We start from the raw sequence: 17,532 nt of genomic DNA on the forward strand, positions 1-17,532 counted from the left end.
CGCGCGCCGCGCCCGCGGCGCTCAGTTGGAGAAGCGGAACACCGCTGTGCTGGCCAGCAGGTTGGGCAGGAAACGCACCTCGCGCCCGGCCTGCAGGCCGAAGCTGTCCTCGATGGTGAGCCCGTTGCGGCGCGCCAGCACCTCGAAGTCGGCGTGTGTGCCGACGCGGATGTTGGGCGTGTCGTACCACTGGTAGGGCAGGCGCCGCGTCACCGGCATGCGGCCCTGCAGCACCGCGAGCCGGTTGGGCCAGTGGGCGAAGTTGGGGAAGGCCACGATGCCGATGCGGCCCACGCGCGCGGTCTCGCGCAGCATGGTCTCGGCGTTGCGCAGGTGCTGCAGGGTGTCGATCTGCAGCACCACGTCGAAGGCGTTGTCGCCGAACATGGTCAGGCCGTCTTCGAGGTTGAGCTGCAGCACGTTCACGCCGCGGCGCAGGCAGGCCTGCACTTCGGCGTCGTCGATCTCGACGCCGTAGCCGGTGCAGCCGCGCGTGGCCTGCAGGTGGGCCAGCAGCGCGCCGTCGCCGCAGCCGAGGTCGAGCACGCGCGAGCCCGGGGGCACCAGGCGCGCGATGGATTCGAGCACGTCGCGTTCGCTCATCACAGCCCCTTGCCGATGGTGTGGTCGAAGTAGCTGCGCACGGCCGCGTGGTAGCGCGCGTCGTCGAGCAGGAAGGCGTCGTGCCCGTGGGGCGCGTCGATCTCGCAATAGCTCACTTCGCGCCGGTTCTCCAGCAGCGCCTTCACGATTTCGCGGCTGCGCGCGGGCGAGAAGCGCCAGTCGGTGCTGAAGCTCACGAGCAGGAACTTCGCCTGCGCGCGCGCGAGCGCCGCGCTGAGGTTGCCGTCGAAGTCGCGCGCGGGGTCGAAGTAGTCGAGCGCGCGCGTGATCAGCAGGTAGGTGTTGGCGTCGAAGTACTCGCTGAACTTGTCGCCCTGGTAGCGCAGATAGCTCTCGATCTGGAACTCGACATCGGTGGTGGAGTAGCGGTAGGCGAGCTCGGCCACGGCCGCGGGGTCGGCGCCGTCGGCCGCGCGCAGGGTGCGGCCGAACTTCTCGTTCATCACGTCGTCGCTGAGGTAGGTGATGTGGCCGATCATGCGCGCGATGCGCAGGCCGCGCCGCGGCAGCGTGCCTTCGCGCAGGTAATGGCCGCCGTGGAAGTCGGGGTCGGTCACGATGGCGCGGCGCGCCACCTCGTTGAAGGCGATGTTCTCGGCGGTGAGGTTGGGTGCGCTGGCCACCACCACGGCGTGGCGCACGCGCTCGGGGTACTGCAGGGTCCACGACAGCGTCTGCATGCCGCCCAGGCTGCCGCCCATGACCGCAGCCAGCGTCTCGATGCCCAGGGCGTCGAGCAGCCGGGCCTGGGCATCGACCCAGTCCTCCACCGTCACCACGGGGAAGTCGGCGCCCCAGGCCTGGCCCGTGGCCGGGTTGGTGTGCGTGGGCCCGGTCGAGCCGAAGCACGAACCCAGGTTGTTGACACCGATCACGAAGAAGCGGTTGGTGTCCACCGGCTTGCCCGGGCCGATCATGTTGTGCCACCAGCCTTCGCTGCGCGCCAGCGGCTGGCCGTTGGCGTCGGCGTGGAAGCCGGCCACGTGGTGCGAGGCGTTGAGCGCGTGGCACACCAGCACGGCGTTGGATTTGTCGGCGTTGAGGCTGCCGTAGGTTTCGACCACCAGTTCGTAGGCCGGCAGCACAGCCCCGCTGCGCAGGCGCAGCGGCTGGTCGAAGCGGTGGGTGACGGGAGTGACGATCAAGCGCGTTTGCCTGCCAGGCAGGCCCAGAAAACAAAAAACCCGGTGCCGCCAAAAGGCAGACCGGGCATCTCCGAGCTCCCCTTTAGCGGCATTTGTTGAGCGCCCGCAATCCGGAATCAAATCGGCGCTGAGGCGGCAGTATAGCGGCGGTGCTTGTTGTAACGGCGCATCGCGGCCGGCGGCGCGGGGCGCCGCCGGGAAATTTGTCACCCCCTTTTAGACAAACGGCGCATAATGCCCCGGCTGCCGTGGGAGCGGCGGCATGTCAAGTGATCGGTTGGTTTCGCGCGCTGCATTCGTGTGCCGGACGACGGGGCTCCATCGCTTCTTATCAGTGTTTTGAGGAGTCCCTTTTCATGGGCAACAAGCTTTACGTCGGCAATCTGCCTTATCAAGTGCGCGACGAAGACCTGCAACAAGCCTTCGAGGCCTTCGGTTCGGTGAACAGCGCCAAAGTCATGATGGAGCGCGAGACCGGCCGCTCCAAAGGCTTCGGCTTCGTCGAGATGGGCAGCGATGCCGAGGCGCAGGCCGCCATCCAGGGCATGAACGGCCAGTCGCTCGGCGGCCGCAGCCTGGTGGTCAACGAAGCCCGTCCGATGGAAGCCCGTCCCCCGCGCAGCGGTGGCGGCGGCTTCGGTGGCGGCCGTCGCGAAGGCGGCGGTGGCGGCTACGGCGGCGGCCAGGACGGCGGCTTCCGCAGCCCCTACGGCAACGGCGGCCGTCGCGATGGCGGCGGTGGCCGCGGCGGTTACTGATCGCCCCACCCCCCGGGTTCGAAAGCCCCGAGGCAGTCCGCCCCGGGGCTTTTTCGTGGGCGCTTCACAACGCCACGGGTAAACCCCTAGGCCGCGTCAGGCGCGGCCTTCGCCCTGGCGGTGCTTGCGCGGCCGTCCGGCCAGCACGCGGTCGAACCAGGCGTTTGGCAGCGCGCGCAGCAGCTTGGCCACCACACCCATCTGCCACGGGATGACGCGGTAGCTCGCGCGCGCCTCGATGGCCGAAAACGCCTGGTCCGCAAAGGCCGCAGGCGTCATGAGAAAGGGCATGCGGTAGCGGTTCTCGCGCGTGAGCGGCGTGTCCACGTAACCGGGCAGCAGCGTCACCACGGCCACACCGCTGGCGCGCAGCTCGCCACGCAGGCTTTCGCAGTAGCTCACCACCGCGGCCTTGCTCGCGCAGTACGCGCCATGGCCCGGCAGACCGCGGATCGCGGCGACGCTCGCAATGCCCACGAGGGCCCCGCTACCCCGCTCGCGCATGGGCGCCACGAAGGGGTGGAAGGTGGCGGCCATGCCAAGGTTGTTGGTGGCGAAGGTGCGCGCCATCACGTCGAGGTCGTCGCGCTCGGCCGTGTCCATGCCGACGCTGATGCCCGCGTTGGCGATCACGACATCGGGCACACCCTGGCGAGCCAGGCAGGCCCGGCCCGCGGCGACGATGCTGTCGGTGTCGGCCACGTCGGCGCGGTAGACGCAGCAGCGGTCCTCGTCCCAGCCCTGGGCCTGCGCCCAGGCCTGCAGCTCTTCGCTGCGGCGCGCCACCAGCGCGAGGCGGTGGCCGGCACGGGCGAAGCGGGCGGCCAGCGCCTGGCCGATGCCGCTGGACGCACCGGTGATGAAGGCCAGCGGGGCGGCGGTGTCGGTGGGCGGGTTCATGGGGCAGGCCTGGGCAGGAGTTGCACGCGCACGCGGCCTTTGAAATCGGCCTGGCCGGTTTCGCCGTTGTAGACCATGTTCTGCGCGTTGAGGCGGTCGCCGTCGCGGATCAGCTCGACCGGCTGGTCGGAGCTCACGCGCTCCTGCGGCTCGGTTTCGATCAGCAGGTACTCGCCTCGGAACTCCAGGCGCGGCAGCGGCTGGCCCTGGGCGTCGCGCCCGCCTTCGCGGATCACCACGGCATTGCCTTCGAGCACGAAGCGCGTGTTGTCGGCGTTGGTGGTGAGGCGCTGGGCCGTGGCCACGGTGGTGGAGCCGTTGTCGCCGAAGTTGCGCACGCGCGCGCGGTCGATCTCGACGCGGTCGTCGTCGGGGTGGTGGCGCGCCTCGTCGCCCTGCACCTCGGCCCTGAGCTGGCCGTTGGCGTCGAAGTTGCGTACCGAGAAACGGCGCATGAAGTAGTCGGGCTCGCCGCTTGCGGGCTTGGCGGGCTCGGGCTCCGGGGCCTTGGGCGTGGCGCGCAGCAGCCAGTACGAGCCCAGCGCGAGCACGCCCATGAGGATCAGCGGCAGGTAGATCGAAAGCCGGTCCCACCAGGGCGCGCGGCGGCGGCGCGCGGGGGGCGCCGGGGTGCGGTCCAGCCCCGGGATCAGGTCGAAGTCGTCTTCGGCGTTCACCGTGCGCCTTCAGCCGACCCGGCCCAGCTCGGCCGCGTAGGCGCCGCACGCCATCAGCAGCAGATCGCAGAACTCGCGCGCGGCGCCCTCGCCGCCGGCGCGCGCGGTGACGTGATGGGCGATGGCCCGCACCTCGTCGTGCGCGGCGGGCGGGGCGCAGGCAATGGCGGCGCGCCGCATCACCGGCAGGTCGGGCCAGTCGTCGCCCATGGCCGCGACCTGGCTCCAGTCCAGGCCCAGCGCTTCGAGCATGGCCTGGGCCGCGGGCAGCTTGTCTTCGGTGCCCAGGCGCCGCTGGGTGATGCCCAGCGCGTCCAGGCGCAGCCGCAGCGGCTGGCTGTCGCGGCCGCTGATCACCGCGGGCACGATGCCGTGGCGCTGCAGCAGCTTGAGGCCGTGGCCGTCGAGCGTGTGAAAACGCTTGAGGGTCTCGCCGGTGTCGGAGAAGAAGAGGCTGCCATCGGTGAGCACGCCGTCGACATCGAAGATGGCCAGGCGCACCGGTTGGGCGCGCAGCAGCAGTTCGGGCGCGAAACGCAGCGCGGGCGGCAGGGCGGCGCTCATGCTCAGATCACCTTGGCCCGCATGAGGTCGTTGCTGTTGAGCGCCCCCACCAGCCGCCCCTGGGCGTCCACCACCAGCACGCTGGTGATGCGGCGGGCCTCCATGAGCTCGGCCGCTTCCACGGCCAGCGCGTCGGCGGTCACGGTGCTGGGCCGGGCGTGCATCACCTCGCGCGCGGTGAGCGTGCGCAGGTCAACGCCGCTGCCGTGGCGCTCGATCAGGCGGCGCAGGTCGCCGTCGGTGAAGATGCCGATGGCGCGTTCGCCCTCGACCACCGCGGCCATGCCCAGGCCCTTGGCGCTGATCTCGCGCATGAGGTCCATGAGGCCGGTGTCGGGCGCCACGCGCGGCACGTCGGCACCGCTGCGCATCACGTCGCTCACGTGCGTGAGCAGCTTGCGGCCGAGTGCGCCGCCCGGGTGCGAGCGCGCAAAGTCGTCGGCCTTGAAGCCGCGCGCGTCGAGCACGGCCACCGCGAGCGCATCGCCCATGGCGAGCTGCGCCGTGGTGCTGGTGGTGGGCGCGAGGTTGTGCGGGCAGGCTTCGCGCACCACCGAGGTGTCGAGCACGACGTCGGCGTGGCGGCCCAGGGTGGAGTCGGCCCGGCCCGTGAAGGCGATCAGGGGCACGCCCAGGCGCTTGATGAAGGGCAGGATGGCCGTGAGCTCCTGGCTTTCGCCCGAGTTGCTGAGGGCGAGCACGGCGTCGGCCGCGGTGATCATGCCCAGGTCGCCATGGCTGGCTTCGGCCGGGTGCACGAACATGGCGGGGGTGCCGGTGGACGCCAGCGTGGCAGCGAGCTTGCGGCCGATGTGGCCGCTCTTGCCCATGCCCATCACCACCGCGCGGCCGCGGCAGGCCAGCAGCAGGCGCACGGCCTCGACGAAGCCGCCGTCCACGCGCTGCGCCAGCGCCGCGACGGCCTCGGCCTCGATCTGCAGGGTGTCGACGGCGAGTTGCCGCACGCGCGCGGCATCGATCGGGGGCGTGACAGACATGCGCGGGATTATCGCCGCGGGCCTGCAAACCCCGAGGCCGCACGGGCCGTGCGCCCTTACCATCGCCGCATGACCTCGCTCGACCTGGCACTGCTGTACCTGTTGGCCGCCGTGCTGGCGGTGGTGGCCTGCCGCAGCGTCAAGCTGCCGCCGATGCTGGGTTACCTGGCGGTGGGCGTGCTGATCGGGCCGAACGCGCTGGCGCTGGCCCAGAACTCCAGCGGCCTGCGCTACCTCGCCGAGTTTGGCGTGGTGTTCCTGATGTTCGTGATCGGGCTGGAGTTCAGCCTGCCCAAGCTGCGCGCCATGCGGCGCCACGTGTTCGGGCTCGGGCTGTCGCAGGTGGCGGCCACCATGCTGCTCACGCTGGGGGCCACGCTGGCCCTGGGCTGGCTGCTGCCGCGCTGGTGGAACCTGTCGTGGCAGGCCGGCGTGGCGCTCGGTGGCGTGATGGCCATGAGCAGCACGGCGATCGTGATCAAGCTCATGGCCGAGCGGCTCGAGCTCGAGTCCGAACACGGCAAGCGCGTGATGGGCGTGCTGCTGTTCCAGGACCTCGCCGTGGTGCCGCTGCTGGTGCTGATCCCGGCGCTGTCGGCGCCGCCCGAGGTGCTCATGACCGCGCTCGGCCTGGCCCTGCTCAAGGCCGCGGTGCTGCTGGGCCTGCTGCTCACGGGCGGGCGCAGGCTCATGCGCTGGTGGCTCACGCTGGTGGCGCGGCGCAAGAGCGACGAGCTCTTCATGCTCAACCTGCTGCTGATCACGCTCGGCCTGGCCTGGCTCACCGAGCACGCCGGGCTGTCGCTCGCGCTGGGGGCCTTCGTGGCGGGCATGCTGATCGCCGAGACCGAATACAAGCACCAGGTGGAGACCGACATCCGGCCCTTCCACGACGTGCTGCTGGGCCTGTTCTTCATCACAATCGGCATGCTGCTCGACTGGGAGCCGGTGATCGAGCGCTGGGCGCTGGTGCTGTTCCTGCTGGTGGTCTCGCTGGGCATCAAGCTGGTGCTGATCACCGCGCTCACGCGCCTGTTCGGCGCGCCCATGGGCACCGCGCTGCGCACCGGCCTGTACCTGGCGCAGGCGGGCGAGTTCGGGCTGGTGCTGCTGTCACTGGCGGCGCAGAACCGCCTGGTGCCGCCCGAGCTGTTCAACCCCATCCTGGCGAGCATGGTGATCTCCATGCTGCTCACACCCTTCGTCATCCTCTACAGCAACCGCATCGTCACGCGGCTGGTGGGCAGCGACTGGCTGATGCAGTCGGTGCAGATGACCGCGATCGCACGCAAGGCGATCAACGCCGACAAGCACGTGATCATCTGCGGCTACGGCCGCTGCGGGCAGAACCTGGCGCGCCTGCTCGAGGCCGAGAACATTCCCTACATGGCGCTCGACCTCGATCCCGACCGCGTGCGCCAGGCCGCGGCGGCCGGCCATTCGGTGGTGTTCGGCGACGCGGCGCGGCTGCAGGCCCTGATCGCCGCCGGCCTGCACCGCGCGAGCGCGGTGGTGGTCACCTACCTCGACACCCCCAGCGCGCTCAAGGTGCTGCACCACGCGCGCGAGCACGCGGCCCGGGTGCCGGTCGTGGTGCGCACGCTCGACGACGTGGACATCGAGCGCCTGCGCGCGGGCGGCGCCACCGAGGTGGTGCCCGAGGCCATCGAGGCCAGCCTGATGCTCGCCAGCCATGCGCTGGCCCTGGTGGGCGTGCCCATGCGGCGCGTGATCCGCGTGGTGCAGGAGCAGCGCGACGCGCGCTACGAACTGCTGCGCGGCTACTTCCACGGCGCCGACGACGAAACCGCCGACGACCTGCAGCACGAGCGCCTGAACAGCCTGACCCTGCCCGGCGCGGGCCGCTGGGTGGGCAAGCCCCTGGGCAGCCTCGCGCTGCCGGCCATGGGCGTGCGCGTGGTGAGCCTGCGCCGCGCCTCGGGCCACACCGCCCCGGCCGACGACGCCACCGTGCTCGCCGGCGGCGACACCCTGGTGCTCAGCGGCCAGGCACCGGCGCTGGCCCTGGCCGAGGACAAGCTGCTGGGCGGCTGAGGCCGGGCCCGACCGGCATTTCCGAGAACGATCAGGGGGGATTGCGACCACTCGGTCGCGTCTTCAACGCATTCGTTCGTATGCTGCGGGCCCCTACCGACCCAGGAGACCCTGCCCATGGACCGCCGACATTTCCTCGGCGCCGGCATTGCCGGCGCCAGCGTGCTGACCTTCTCCTCCGTGCTCTCGCAGAGCGCGCCCAACGTGGGCACCCCCACGCCGCCCGCGCCCGGCTTTCGCCGCATGAAGGTGGGCGCGATGGAGGTCATCGCGGTCAACGACGGCGTGCTGCGCCGCCCGCTGGGCGACGAGTTCGTGCGCAATGCGCCGCTGGAACAGGTGAAGTCGCTGCTGGCCTCGCAGAACCTGCCCACCGACTACGTGGACATTCCGTTCACGCCCTACCTCGTGGTGGCTGGCAACACCAAGTTCCTGATCGACACCGGCTTCGCCGACAACGGCCCGCCCACGGCCGGTCGCCTCAAGGCCAACCTTGCGGCCGCGGGCCACGACATCGCGAGCATCGACCACGTCATCATCAGCCACTTCCACGGCGACCACATCAACGGCCTGCTCAACAAGGACGGCTCGCAGGTGTTCCCCAAGGCGCGCATCCACGTGCCCGCGCCCGAGATGGCCTTCTGGAGCGACGACGCGCGCATCGCCACCCTGCCGCAGGGCGTGCAGGGCGCGGCCGCCAATGCCAAGCGCATCTTCGGCGCCTACGGTGACCGCGTGGTGCGCTTCGAGCCCGGCGCCGAGCTCGCGCCCGGCATCCGCTCGGCCGCGGCCTTCGGCCACACCCCGGGCATGAGCGTGTTCACCGTGAGCTCCGAAGGCCAGTCGTTCATGTACGTGGCCGACGTCACCAACGTGCCCTCGCTGTTCGCGCGCAGCCCCGACTGGGCCGTGACCTTCGACATGGACGCCGAGATGGCGCGCCAGACGCGCCGCCGCATCTTCGACCAGCTGGTGAAGGACAAGATGGCCATGGGCGGCTTCCATTTCCCGTTCCCTGCCATCGGCACGCTCGAGGCCGCGGGCAGCGGCTACCAGTTCAAGCCCATGGCCTGAGCCTGAGCGGACGGCGGTGTCCCCATAATCCCGGGGATGGACACCGCCGCTTACCTCCGCTCGCACATCCGCACCGTTCCCGACTGGCCCGCACCGGGCGTGATGTTCCGCGACATCACGCCGCTGCTGCAGGACCCCAAGGTGTTCCGCGTGCTGATCGACACCTTCGTGCACCGCTACATGACGCCCGAGCTGCGGCCCAGCGTCATCGCGGGCCTGGACGCGCGCGGCTTCATCATCGGCTCGGTGCTGGCCTACGAGCTCGGCGTTGGCTTCGTGCCGATCCGCAAGAAAGGCAAGCTGCCTTTCACCACGGTCGAAGAAACCTACGAGCTCGAATACGGCAGCGCCACGGTGGAGCTGCACACCGACGCCGTGAAACCGGGCGACCGCGTGGTGCTGATCGACGACCTGATCGCCACCGGCGGCACCATGATGGCCGGCCGGCGCCTGCTCGAAAAGCTCGGCGCCACCGTGACCGAGGGCGCCGCCATCGTCGACCTGCCTGAACTCGGCGGTTCATCGAAACTGCGCGAGAGCGGGCTCGAGCTGTTCACGCTGCTGGACTTCGCGGGCCACTGAACCCGCCCCCCCCGCTCAGAGCTTGCCGTGCTGCGTCTCGCTGAGCGCGGCGAAGTCGCTCATGGCCTCGGGCATGGGCAACTGCGGCTCGTGCGGATGGCGGTAGGCCGGCTCGGGCGGCGCCGTCATGGCCGCGCGGAAGGCGCGCACCTCGTCTTCGCTGACGCGCTGTGCCGGGCCTGCGCTGCGCGAGACCGGCGGCCGCGGGATCGAGGTGTCCATGGGCTCGGGCCGCAGCGCCGACTCGCGCCGCGTCTGCGCCGCCACCGAAGCGCGCAAGGCCTGCCCGACCTGCTCGGGTGAGGGCTTGCGGCGCCAGTAGATCGCGCGCACGTCCATGGTGTGGCGCGCCTTGGCACTTTGCTGGATCCAGCGCTCGATCTCGAGCAGGAACTCGTCGGGCAGCGACTGCGCGGGCAGCGCGAGGTCGACCAGCACGATGAAGCTGTCGCCGTTGCTGTCGAGGTTGAGCACCTTGAAGCTGTAGCTGGTGGACAGCACCCCGCCGCGGATCAGCGATTCGCGCACCACACCGAACAACTGTTCGCGCCGCAGCAGCCGGCGCCCGCGGCGCGGCGAGATCAGCGGCATGGTGGTGGTGCGAAACGCGTTGCGCGCGCGGTCGAACGCGTTCTTGCTCTTGGCGTTGCCGGGTTTCCTGGCCTGCAGCCAGCTCATGAAGGACATGGTCGGTGTGTGCACGTGACGGCGGCGGTGCTCAGCGCACGGCGCTCAGGTGACCGCCACCCGCTTGGGCTTGTTGTACATGCGGCGCGCGAGCACCGCGGACATGGCGATGGCGACCTCGAGCGCGATGGGAGGGTGGCGCACACCGAGCTCGCGAAAGCGCAGCGGGGTCATGCACCAGATGCGGCAGTCGCTGCCCGCGTTGACGGTGGCGCTGCGCGGCAGGTGGCTGAAGAAGGCGCCTTCGCCGAGCAGCGAGCCCGCGCCGACGACGGCGATGCGCACGCGTTCCTTGGAGTCTTCGTAGTGCACCGTGAGCGTGCCGCTCTCGACGAAGTACACGGTGCGGTCCTTCACACCCTGCTCGATCAGCACCTGGCCCTGCTGCAGGGCCACGGGCTGCATGTAATTGGCCAGCGTGACCCAGTGCGCCTCGCTGAGGTTCAGGGGCACGGCGTCCAGCGCACTGCTGTGGCGCATCGCCTGCGCCAGGTGCTGGATGTCGAACTTGGTGGACGTGGCCGCGGCACTCATGCGGCAAGTGAACCGCACTCACCCGCCGGGCGCAAGGCGTGCGTAACTGCTGATTACAGTTGCACTCCCAGCGGCGAGCCACAGCCCCTGGGCGGTGGAACCGGGCTCATTTGCCGATGCAAAAACGCGAAAAGATGACCCCGAGCAGGTCGTCGGCGGTGAACTCGCCGGTGATTTCGCCGAGCGCGTGCTGCGCGAGGCGCAGTTCCTCGGCGAGCAGGTCGAGCTGGTCGGCCGCGCGCGTGAGCAGGCCCTGGGCCTGCTCGAGGTGTTCGCCCACGCGCGCCAGCGCGCGCAGGTGGCGCTCGCGCGCCATGAACAGGCCCTCGCTGCCGCTCTGCCAGCCCGCGAGCTGCAGCAGGCGCTGGCGCAGTGCGTCGAGGCCGGTGCCGTGCTTGGCCGAGAGCACGATGTCGCTGTCGCCGCGCGGCAGCTCGTCGCCGGCCTGATCGACCTTGTTCCACACGTGCAGCACCGGCACGCCCTCGGGCAGACCGCGCAGGATGTTGGCATCGCCCACGCGGTAGCGCGGCTCGCGCCAGCGCGTGAGGTCGTGCAGGAACAGCACCGCATCGGCGCCGTGGATGCGCTGCCACGCGCGCTCGATGCCGATGCGCTCGACCTCGTCGACCTCGGGGCTGTCGCGCAGGCCCGCGGTGTCGGTCACGTGCAGCGGCACGCCTTCGATCTGGATGGTCTGCTGCACCACGTCGCGCGTGGTGCCCGCGATGGGCGTGACGATGGCGAGCTCGGCGCCTGCGAGCGCATTGAGCAGCGAGCTCTTGCCCGCGTTGGGCTGGCCCGCGATAACCACCTGCAGCCCGTCGCGCAGCAGCGCGCCCTGGCGCGCCTCGGCCTGCAGCTGCGCGAGCGCGCTGCGCAGGCGCTGCAGCTGGCCCTCGGCGTCGGCCTTCTGGAGGAAATCGATCTCTTCTTCGGGAAAGTCGAGCGTGGCCTCGACCAGCATGCGCAGGTGGATGAGCGCGTCGCGCAGCGCGTGCACACGCTGCGAGAACGCCCCCGCGAGCGAGCGCGCGGCGCTGCGCGCCGCGGCCTCCGTGCTGGCGTCGATCAGGTCGGCCACGGCCTCGGCCTGCGCGAGGTCGAGCTTGTCGTTGAGGAAGGCGCGCTCGGTGAACTCGCCCGCGCGCGCCAGGCGCAGGCCCGGCAGCGCGGTCTGCGCCACTTCGAGGCAGCGTGCCAGCAGCAACTGCAGCACCACCGGACCGCCGTGGCCTTGCAGCTCCAGCACGTCTTCACCGGTGTACGAATGCGGCGCCGGAAACCACAGCGACAGACCGTGGTCGATGGCCTGGCCGTCGGCCGCGCGCCAGGGGCCGTAGGTGGCCTCGCGGGGCCGGGGCTCGCGCCCGATCAGCGCGCGCACGAAAGGCGCCAAGCCCTTGCCCGAGACCCGCACGATGCCCACCGCGCCCCGGCCCGGGGCGGTGGCAATCGCGACGATGGGATCAGCGTGTTGCGGGAGCAAGTGGCGCGCGGCTTACTTGAACTTCGGCAGGTTGAACTTGAGCGGCACACCCATGCGGTGGTTGATGTGCGCCTGCTGCAGGATGGTCAGCACGTTGTTCGTGATCCAGTAGAGCACCAGGCCCGACGGGAAGAAGAAGAACATGACCGAGAAGATCAGCGGCATGAACCACATCAGCTTGGCCTGCAACGGATCGGGCGGCAGCGGGTTCAGCGCGGTCTGGATCATGGTCGTGACGGCCATCACCAGCGGCAGGATGTAGAACGGGTCGGGCGTGGAGAGGTCGGTGATCCAGCCCAGCCAGGGCGCGTTGCGCATTTCCACGCTGGACAGCAGCACCCAGTAGAGCGCGATGAACACGGGGATCTGGATCAGGATCGGGAAGCAGCCACCGAGCGGGTTGACCTTCTCTTCCCGGTAGATCTTCATCATCTCCTGCTGCATCTGCTGCGGGTTGTCCTTGAGGCGCTCGCGCATTTCCATGATGCGCGGGTTGATCGCCTTCATCTTGGCCATGCTGCGGTACGCGCTGGCGTTGAGCCAGTAGAACGCGGCCTTGATCAGCACCACCAGCAACACGATGGCCCAGCCCCAGTTGCCCACGAAGCCGTGGATCTTCTCGAGCAGCCAGTACAGGGGTTTGGCCAGGATGGTGAGCCAGCCGTAGTCTTTCACGAGCTCCAGGCCCGGGGCCACGCGCTCGAGCATCTTCTCGTCCTGCGGGCCCACGAACAGGCGCGCCTGCGCGGTGTGGGTCTGGCCCGGCGCGATCTCGGGCAGGGTGGTGAGCGTACCCACCGAGTACAGGTCGTCGGCCACCTTGCGCACGAAGTTCTCGCGCGCCTCGCCGTTTTCGCCCAGCCAGGCGCTCGCGAAGTAGTGCTGCACCATGGCCACGTAGCCGTCGCTGGTGTTGCGCACGTAGCTGGCCTTGTCGCCGCCGATGTTCTTGAACTCGATCTTCTGGTACTTCTGCTCGGACGTGTAGACCGCGGGGCCCGTGAAGGTCGAATAGAACGGCGTCTGGCTTTCGGTGGTGTTGCCGTCGCGCACGAGCTGGCGGTAGAGCTGCGGCTTGACCGGCGCGCTGCCGCGGTTGATCACCTCGTGCGTCACCGCGATGTCATAGGCGCCGCGGCGCAGCGTGTAGGTGGTGACCAGCTGCACGCCGCCCACCTCGGCCGACTCGTAGCGCACCTTGAGCTCGTCCTGGCCGTCGGCGAGCTGGCCCGGGTTGCCCACCAGGGTCATGGGGGTCTTGTGGGTGGGAAAGCTGCCGCCCACCAGGCCGCTCTGGGCCACGTAAGTGCGGTTGCCCTCCTGCGTGAGCAGCGTGAAGGGCGTCTGCACGTCGCGGTCCTTGCCGCCCGTGGCCTGCGCGTGGCGCAACAGCTGCGCGCCCACCAGGGCACCGCCTTCGCTCTGGAAGCTCAGACGCAGCACGTCGGTGCGCACCTCGTGGCGGACATTGGCCGCGCCCGGGGCCACGGCATCAGCGCCGGGCACGGCGGTCGAGCCGGCCGCGCCCGCGGCCTGCGGCAGGCTGGCGGCTGGCGGGGTGCCGGCACCGTTCGCGGCGGCCGGGGCCGTGGCGGCCGGCGGCGTGGCGCTGGGGAAGAAGGTGGCGGGTTTGCCGTTGTGGATCTGCCATTTGTCCCAGATCAGGACCATGGAGAAACCGAACACCACCCACAGGATGGAGCGACGGATGTCATTCATGAAGCGTTCTTCTTGGCAGGGTGGCGGGGAATCAGGCGGGTGAACAGCCCGGCGGGGCGCTCGGTGGGCACGGGATCGTGGCCACCTTCACACCAGGGATGGCAGCGCGCCAGGCGCTGCAGCATGAGGCGCCCGCCCGTGGCCGCGCCATGGCGCCGCAAGGCGTCGAGCGCGTAGGCCGAGCAGGTGGGTTCAAAACGGCAACCGTTGCCCAGCCAGGGGCTGAGCAGCAGGCGATAACCCTGCACCAGGGCGATCAGGGCACGCTGCGGCCATTCACGCCACATGGCCGGGGGCCGCGGGAGCAGGGCGCGGCAATGCACGGGCCCAGAGCTGCAGCAGCTCTTCGCGCACCGCGCGCTTGAGCGCGGGAGAGCTGGCGCTCACGAAACGGGCCTTGTCGAAACCCAGGCGCAGCCGCACCACGTGCGCGGCCGCGGGCAGGGCGCTGGCCGCCGGGGCGGTGGCGTAGATCTGGCGGCGGATGGCGTTGCGCGTGACGGCGCGGCGCGCCCAGCGTTTGGGCACGAGCACGCCCAGCCAGGGGCCGGGTTCGGGGAACAGCGGGCTGCCTCCCTCGGCATTGCCGAGGGCCAGACGGTGCAAGGCGAAGTGGGGCGTCTTGGCCACGGGGGCGTTGGCCAGCACGGCCTGAAACTGCTGCCGGGACCGCAGGCGTTGGATCACCGGCGGGCTGTGGCGAGCGGGCTCAGACGGCCAGGCGCTTGCGGCCCTTGGCGCGGCGGGCGTTGATCACCGCGCGGCCGCCGCGCGTCTTCATGCGCACGAGGAAACCGTGGGTGCGGGCGCGGCGGATCTTGGAGGGCTGGTAGGTGCGTTTCATGTTGGACCTGTCCGGAATCGGGGAAACCCGCGATTATCGTCAGAAACCCCTTGTGCCGGCAAGCTTTGTCCCCGAAAGGCCTGCGCGGCCGCCGCGGCGCGGGCGCGGACCCGGCGGTGGGACGAACGGCGGGCGCTCCGCTTGTGGATAACTCGTCTGCATGCCTACAATGCGCGCCCGGGGTGCCGCCCCTTGTCCACAACGATAAAACGCCTCCCTCCCGCTTCATGTCAGAAGGCACCCTCATGTCCGCCGCGCCGCGCGACGACCGCACCGACCGCTCCCTGTGGGCGGCGTGCGTCGACCGCCTGGCGCAGGAAATCCCCGAACAGCAGATCAACACCTGGATCCGCCCCCTGAGCGCCACGGTGTCGCCCGACGGCTCCAAGGTGGTGCTCGCGGTCGGCAACCGCTTCAAACTCGACTGGATCCGGGCCCAGTACGCGGCCCGCATCAGCGCCTTGCTCGAGGCCGAACAAGGCCATCCCGTCACGCTTGAGTTAGCGCTCGCTCCCCGTGAAGCGCCCGTGCGTACGACGCCCGTGAGCCGCCCGATCTTCGACGCCGAGGCCGAGCAGGCGCTGGGCGAGCTGCCCGAAGTGGCGCCCGCCGAACCCGCCGCCGGCAGCGCACCCAAGACCCGTCTGAACCCCGCGCTCACCTTCGCCACCCTGGTCGAAGGCTCGGCCAACCGCATGGGGCGTGCCGCCGCCATGCACGTGGCCGGCAGCCTGGGCCAGCTCTACAACCCGCTGTTCATCTACGGCGGCGTGGGCCTGGGCAAGACGCACCTGGTGCACGCGATCGGCAACCACCTGCTCAGCGAACGCCCGTCCGCCAAAGTTCTCTACATCCACGCCGAGCAGTTCGTCTCGGATGTGGTCAAGTCCTACCAGCGCAAAACCTTCGACGAGTTCAAGGCGCGCTACCACTCGCTCGATCTGCTGCTGATCGACGATGTGCAGTTCTTCGCCAACAAGGACCGGACCCAGGAAGAGTTCTTCAACGCCTTCGAGGCGCTGCTGGCCAAGAAGAGCCACATCGTGCTCACCAGCGACACCTACCCCAAGGGCCTGGCCGACATCCACGAGCGCCTGGTCTCGCGCTTCGACTCCGGCCTCACGGTGGCGATCGAGCCGCCCGAGCTGGAGATGCGCGTGGCCATCCTGATCAACAAGGCCGCCGCCGAGGGCGCGGTGATGCCCGAAGAAGTGGCGTTCTTCGTGGCCAAGAACGTGCGCTCGAACGTGCGCGAGCTCGAAGGCGCGCTGCGCAAGATCCTGGCTTACAGCCGCTTCAACCAGAAGGACATCTCGATCCAGCTCGCGCGCGAGGCCCTCAAAGACCTGCTGTCGATCCAGAACCGCCAGATCGGGGTCGAGAACATCCAGAAGACGGTGGCCGACTTCTACAAGATCAAGGTCGCCGACATGTATTCCAAGAAGCGCCCCGCCAGCATCGCGCGGCCGCGGCAGATCGCCATGTTCCTGGCCAAGGAGCTGACCCAGAAGAGCCTGCCCGAGATCGGCGAACTCTTTGGCGGCCGCGACCACACCACGGTGCTGCACGCGGTGCGCAAGATCGCGGGCGAGCGCCAGCAGAACACCGAACTGAACCAGCAGCTGCACGTGCTGGAACAAACCCTCAAGGGCTGACACGGTCGGCCCCGAAACACCAAGAAAACACCGTTCAAAAAGGTGAAAATACGGCGGTTTACGCCGCCCGGGGAGCCCAGGGGCCCCCTTCACCAGGAAAGAGCCGCCGATGATCGTTTTCAAATCCACCCAGGACAAGGTGCTGGCTGCGCTGCAGTCGGTCTCGGGCATCGTGGAGCGGCGCCACACGCTGCCGATCCTGGCCAACGTGCTGTTCCGCAAGACGGGCGGCGCGTTGCAGCTCACCACGAGCGACCTCGAGATCCAGATCCGCACCACCGCGGACCTGGGCGGTGACAGCGGCGCCTTCGCCACCACGCTGGGCGCGCGCAAGCTCATTGACATCCTGCGCACCATGCCCGGCGACCAGACCGTGAGCCTGGAGCACACCGGCGGCAAGCTGGTGCTCAAGGGCGGCAAGAGCCGCTTCACGCTGCAGAGCCTGCCGGCCGAAGACTTCCCGCTGGTGCAGGAAGCCGCGAGCTTCGGCCCGGTGTTCAGCGTGCCCCAGAAAACGCTCAAGAGCCTGCTCGGCCAGGTCTCGTTCGCGATGGCGGTGCACGACATCCGCTACTACCTCAACGGCATCCTGTTCGTGGCCGAGGGCAAGCAGCTCAGCCTGGTAGCCACCGACGGCCACCGCCTCGCGTTCGCGTCGGCCACGCTCGACGTGGAAGTGCCCAAACAGGAAGTGATCCTGCCGCGCAAGACCGTGCTCGAACTGCAGCGCCTGCTGTCCGACAAGGAGGGCGCGATCGAGATGCAGTTCGCGGCCAACCAGGCCAAGTTCAGCTTCGACGGCATGGAGTTCGTCACCAAGCTGGTCGAGGGCAAGTTCCCCGACTACAACCGCGTCATCCCCAAGAACCACAAGAACATCGTCACGCTGGGACGCGCGCCGCTGCTGGCCTGCCTGCAGCGCACCGCCATCATGACGAGCGAGAAGTTCAAGGGCGTGCGCCTGAACCTCGAGCCTGGCACCCTGCGCGTGGCCTCGAGCAACGCCGAGCAGGAAGAGGCCGTGGACGAACTCGACATCGACTACGGCGGCGACGCCATCGAGATCGGCTTCAACGTGACCTACCTGATCGACGCCCTGCAGAACATGGGCCAGGACATGGTGCGTGTGGAGCTGGCCGACGGCAACAGCTCGGCGCTGGTCACCAACCCCGACGACAACGCCTTCAAGTACGTCGTGATGCCCATGCGCATCTGAACGCGACGCCC

Annotated in this window: 19 protein-coding genes and 1 riboswitch; of the genes, 6 read left to right on the forward strand and 13 right to left on the reverse strand. The window is 69.6% G+C overall.

All coding sequences use genetic code 11. From position 1 onward, the window contains the following. Positions 1–21 precede the first annotated feature (21 nt). Both metW and metX read right to left on the reverse strand, forming a co-directional pair. Complete coding sequence (gene metW / locus G9Q37_RS17075) at positions 22–603, reverse strand: methionine biosynthesis protein MetW (protein WP_166229054.1); 582 nt, start codon at positions 601–603, stop codon at positions 22–24. Continuing rightward, on the reverse strand, positions 603–1,769 hold the full coding sequence (gene metX, locus G9Q37_RS17080; RefSeq protein ID WP_166229056.1) for a homoserine O-succinyltransferase MetX: 1,167 nt from the start codon (positions 1,767–1,769) through the stop codon (positions 603–605). Before metX ends, metW begins: the two co-directional genes overlap by 1 nt. A 61-nt stretch (positions 1,770–1,830) precedes the next feature. Beyond that, positions 1,831–1,907, reverse strand: a riboswitch (SAM riboswitch). Positions 1,908–2,125: 218 nt separating this feature from the next. Between metX and G9Q37_RS17085 the strand changes: the two genes are divergently transcribed. Then, positions 2,126–2,527, forward strand: a complete 402-nt coding sequence (locus tag G9Q37_RS17085; protein ID WP_166229058.1) for an RNA recognition motif domain-containing protein — start codon at positions 2,126–2,128, stop codon at positions 2,525–2,527. Positions 2,528–2,623: 96 nt separating this feature from the next. Here G9Q37_RS17085 and G9Q37_RS17090 read toward each other — a convergent pair whose 3' ends face one another. From G9Q37_RS17090 to G9Q37_RS17105, 4 genes are read right to left on the reverse strand one after another with little or no spacing between them, the layout of a single operon-like run. Further along, on the reverse strand, positions 2,624–3,427 hold the full coding sequence (locus G9Q37_RS17090) for an SDR family oxidoreductase (protein ID WP_166229060.1): 804 nt from the start codon (positions 3,425–3,427) through the stop codon (positions 2,624–2,626). Next, on the reverse strand, positions 3,424–4,104 hold the full coding sequence (lptC, locus tag G9Q37_RS17095; RefSeq protein WP_166229062.1) for an LPS export ABC transporter periplasmic protein LptC: 681 nt from the start codon (positions 4,102–4,104) through the stop codon (positions 3,424–3,426). Before lptC ends, G9Q37_RS17090 begins: the two co-directional genes overlap by 4 nt. A 9-nt stretch (positions 4,105–4,113) precedes the next feature. Next, complete coding sequence (locus tag G9Q37_RS17100) at positions 4,114–4,668, reverse strand: KdsC family phosphatase (protein ID WP_166229064.1); 555 nt, start codon at positions 4,666–4,668, stop codon at positions 4,114–4,116. Between the two features lie 2 nt (positions 4,669–4,670). Continuing rightward, positions 4,671–5,666, reverse strand: coding sequence for a KpsF/GutQ family sugar-phosphate isomerase (locus G9Q37_RS17105; protein WP_166229066.1), 996 nt, complete (start codon positions 5,664–5,666; stop codon positions 4,671–4,673). Positions 5,667–5,735: 69 nt separating this feature from the next. Between G9Q37_RS17105 and G9Q37_RS17110 the strand changes: the two genes are divergently transcribed. The 3 genes from G9Q37_RS17110 (at position 5,736) to G9Q37_RS17120 (ending at position 9,377) form a co-directional block, all read left to right on the forward strand. Further along, positions 5,736–7,721 (forward strand): monovalent cation:proton antiporter family protein, encoded by a 1,986-nt coding sequence (locus G9Q37_RS17110; protein WP_166229068.1) that lies wholly within the window; start codon positions 5,736–5,738, stop codon positions 7,719–7,721. Positions 7,722–7,838: 117 nt separating this feature from the next. Next, positions 7,839–8,795 (forward strand): MBL fold metallo-hydrolase, encoded by a 957-nt coding sequence (locus G9Q37_RS17115; RefSeq protein ID WP_166229070.1) that lies wholly within the window; start codon positions 7,839–7,841, stop codon positions 8,793–8,795. 36 nt (positions 8,796–8,831) lie between these two features. Then, positions 8,832–9,377, forward strand: coding sequence for an adenine phosphoribosyltransferase (locus G9Q37_RS17120; protein WP_166229072.1), 546 nt, complete (start codon positions 8,832–8,834; stop codon positions 9,375–9,377). 15 nt (positions 9,378–9,392) lie between these two features. On the opposite strand, the gene G9Q37_RS17125 is transcribed toward G9Q37_RS17120, so the two are convergent. From G9Q37_RS17125 to rpmH, 7 genes are all read right to left on the reverse strand, one after another. Beyond that, a complete protein-coding gene (locus tag G9Q37_RS17125; protein WP_166229074.1) occupies positions 9,393–10,064 on the reverse strand; it encodes a hypothetical protein in 672 nt (223 codons plus the stop codon). A 45-nt stretch (positions 10,065–10,109) separates the two neighbouring features. Then, positions 10,110–10,598: a Crp/Fnr family transcriptional regulator gene (locus G9Q37_RS17130; RefSeq protein ID WP_166229076.1), complete on the reverse strand. Its 489-nt coding sequence runs from the start codon at positions 10,596–10,598 to the stop codon at positions 10,110–10,112. 106 nt (positions 10,599–10,704) lie between these two features. Beyond that, complete coding sequence (gene mnmE, locus G9Q37_RS17135) at positions 10,705–12,087, reverse strand: tRNA uridine-5-carboxymethylaminomethyl(34) synthesis GTPase MnmE (RefSeq protein WP_166229078.1); 1,383 nt, start codon at positions 12,085–12,087, stop codon at positions 10,705–10,707. A gap of 12 nt (positions 12,088–12,099) precedes the next feature. After that, entirely contained in the window at positions 12,100–13,806 is a 1,707-nt protein-coding gene (yidC, locus tag G9Q37_RS17140; protein ID WP_166229080.1) for a membrane protein insertase YidC, read from the reverse strand. Next, positions 13,803–14,093 (reverse strand): membrane protein insertion efficiency factor YidD, encoded by a 291-nt coding sequence (gene yidD / locus G9Q37_RS17145; protein ID WP_166229082.1) that lies wholly within the window; start codon positions 14,091–14,093, stop codon positions 13,803–13,805. Before yidD ends, yidC begins: the two co-directional genes overlap by 4 nt. Continuing rightward, the gene (locus tag G9Q37_RS17150; protein ID WP_166231431.1) at positions 14,083–14,490 is read right to left on the reverse strand and encodes a ribonuclease P protein component; all 408 of its coding nucleotides are present in this window, start codon (positions 14,488–14,490) and stop codon (positions 14,083–14,085) included. The genes yidD and G9Q37_RS17150 overlap by 11 nt, the downstream gene beginning before the upstream one ends. 25 nt (positions 14,491–14,515) lie before the next feature. Then, positions 14,516–14,650, reverse strand: a complete 135-nt coding sequence (gene rpmH, locus G9Q37_RS17155) for a 50S ribosomal protein L34 (protein WP_006299042.1) — start codon at positions 14,648–14,650, stop codon at positions 14,516–14,518. A gap of 227 nt (positions 14,651–14,877) precedes the next feature. Between rpmH and dnaA the strand changes: the two genes are divergently transcribed. Continuing rightward, positions 14,878–16,305 carry a chromosomal replication initiator protein DnaA gene (gene dnaA / locus G9Q37_RS17160; protein ID WP_240936422.1) on the forward strand — a complete coding sequence of 476 codons (1,428 nt, stop codon included), beginning with the start codon at positions 14,878–14,880 and terminating at the stop codon, positions 16,303–16,305. Positions 16,306–16,414: 109 nt separating this feature from the next. Continuing rightward, positions 16,415–17,521: a DNA polymerase III subunit beta gene (gene dnaN / locus G9Q37_RS17165; RefSeq protein WP_166229084.1), complete on the forward strand. Its 1,107-nt coding sequence runs from the start codon at positions 16,415–16,417 to the stop codon at positions 17,519–17,521. Positions 17,522–17,532 lie beyond the last annotated feature (11 nt).

Source organism: Hydrogenophaga crocea, from assembly GCF_011388215.1.
Lineage (GTDB): Bacteria > Pseudomonadota > Gammaproteobacteria > Burkholderiales > Burkholderiaceae_C > Hydrogenophaga > Hydrogenophaga crocea.

Bases quoted from the DNA above. Each gene is read 5' to 3' on its own strand.
- dnaA (WP_240936422.1), top strand. From the start codon at position 14,878: ATGTCAGAAGGCACCCTCATGTCCGCCGCGCCGCGCGACGACCGCACC.
- G9Q37_RS17100 (WP_166229064.1), bottom strand. From the start codon at position 4,668: ATGAGCGCCGCCCTGCCGCCCGCGCTGCGTTTCGCGCCCGAACTGCTG.
- metW (WP_166229054.1), bottom strand. From the start codon at position 603: ATGAGCGAACGCGACGTGCTCGAATCCATCGCGCGCCTGGTGCCCCCG.
- dnaN (WP_166229084.1), top strand. From the start codon at position 16,415: ATGATCGTTTTCAAATCCACCCAGGACAAGGTGCTGGCTGCGCTGCAG.
- G9Q37_RS17090 (WP_166229060.1), bottom strand. From the start codon at position 3,427: ATGAACCCGCCCACCGACACCGCCGCCCCGCTGGCCTTCATCACCGGT.
- G9Q37_RS17115 (WP_166229070.1), top strand. From the start codon at position 7,839: ATGGACCGCCGACATTTCCTCGGCGCCGGCATTGCCGGCGCCAGCGTG.
- yidD (WP_166229082.1), bottom strand. From the start codon at position 14,093: ATGTGGCGTGAATGGCCGCAGCGTGCCCTGATCGCCCTGGTGCAGGGT.
- G9Q37_RS17110 (WP_166229068.1), top strand. From the start codon at position 5,736: ATGACCTCGCTCGACCTGGCACTGCTGTACCTGTTGGCCGCCGTGCTG.
- yidC (WP_166229080.1), bottom strand. From the start codon at position 13,806: ATGAATGACATCCGTCGCTCCATCCTGTGGGTGGTGTTCGGTTTCTCC.
- G9Q37_RS17120 (WP_166229072.1), top strand. From the start codon at position 8,832: ATGGACACCGCCGCTTACCTCCGCTCGCACATCCGCACCGTTCCCGAC.
- G9Q37_RS17130 (WP_166229076.1), bottom strand. From the start codon at position 10,598: ATGAGTGCCGCGGCCACGTCCACCAAGTTCGACATCCAGCACCTGGCG.
- G9Q37_RS17125 (WP_166229074.1), bottom strand. From the start codon at position 10,064: ATGTCCTTCATGAGCTGGCTGCAGGCCAGGAAACCCGGCAACGCCAAG.
- rpmH (WP_006299042.1), bottom strand. From the start codon at position 14,650: ATGAAACGCACCTACCAGCCCTCCAAGATCCGCCGCGCCCGCACCCAC.
- G9Q37_RS17085 (WP_166229058.1), top strand. From the start codon at position 2,126: ATGGGCAACAAGCTTTACGTCGGCAATCTGCCTTATCAAGTGCGCGAC.
- G9Q37_RS17105 (WP_166229066.1), bottom strand. From the start codon at position 5,666: ATGTCTGTCACGCCCCCGATCGATGCCGCGCGCGTGCGGCAACTCGCC.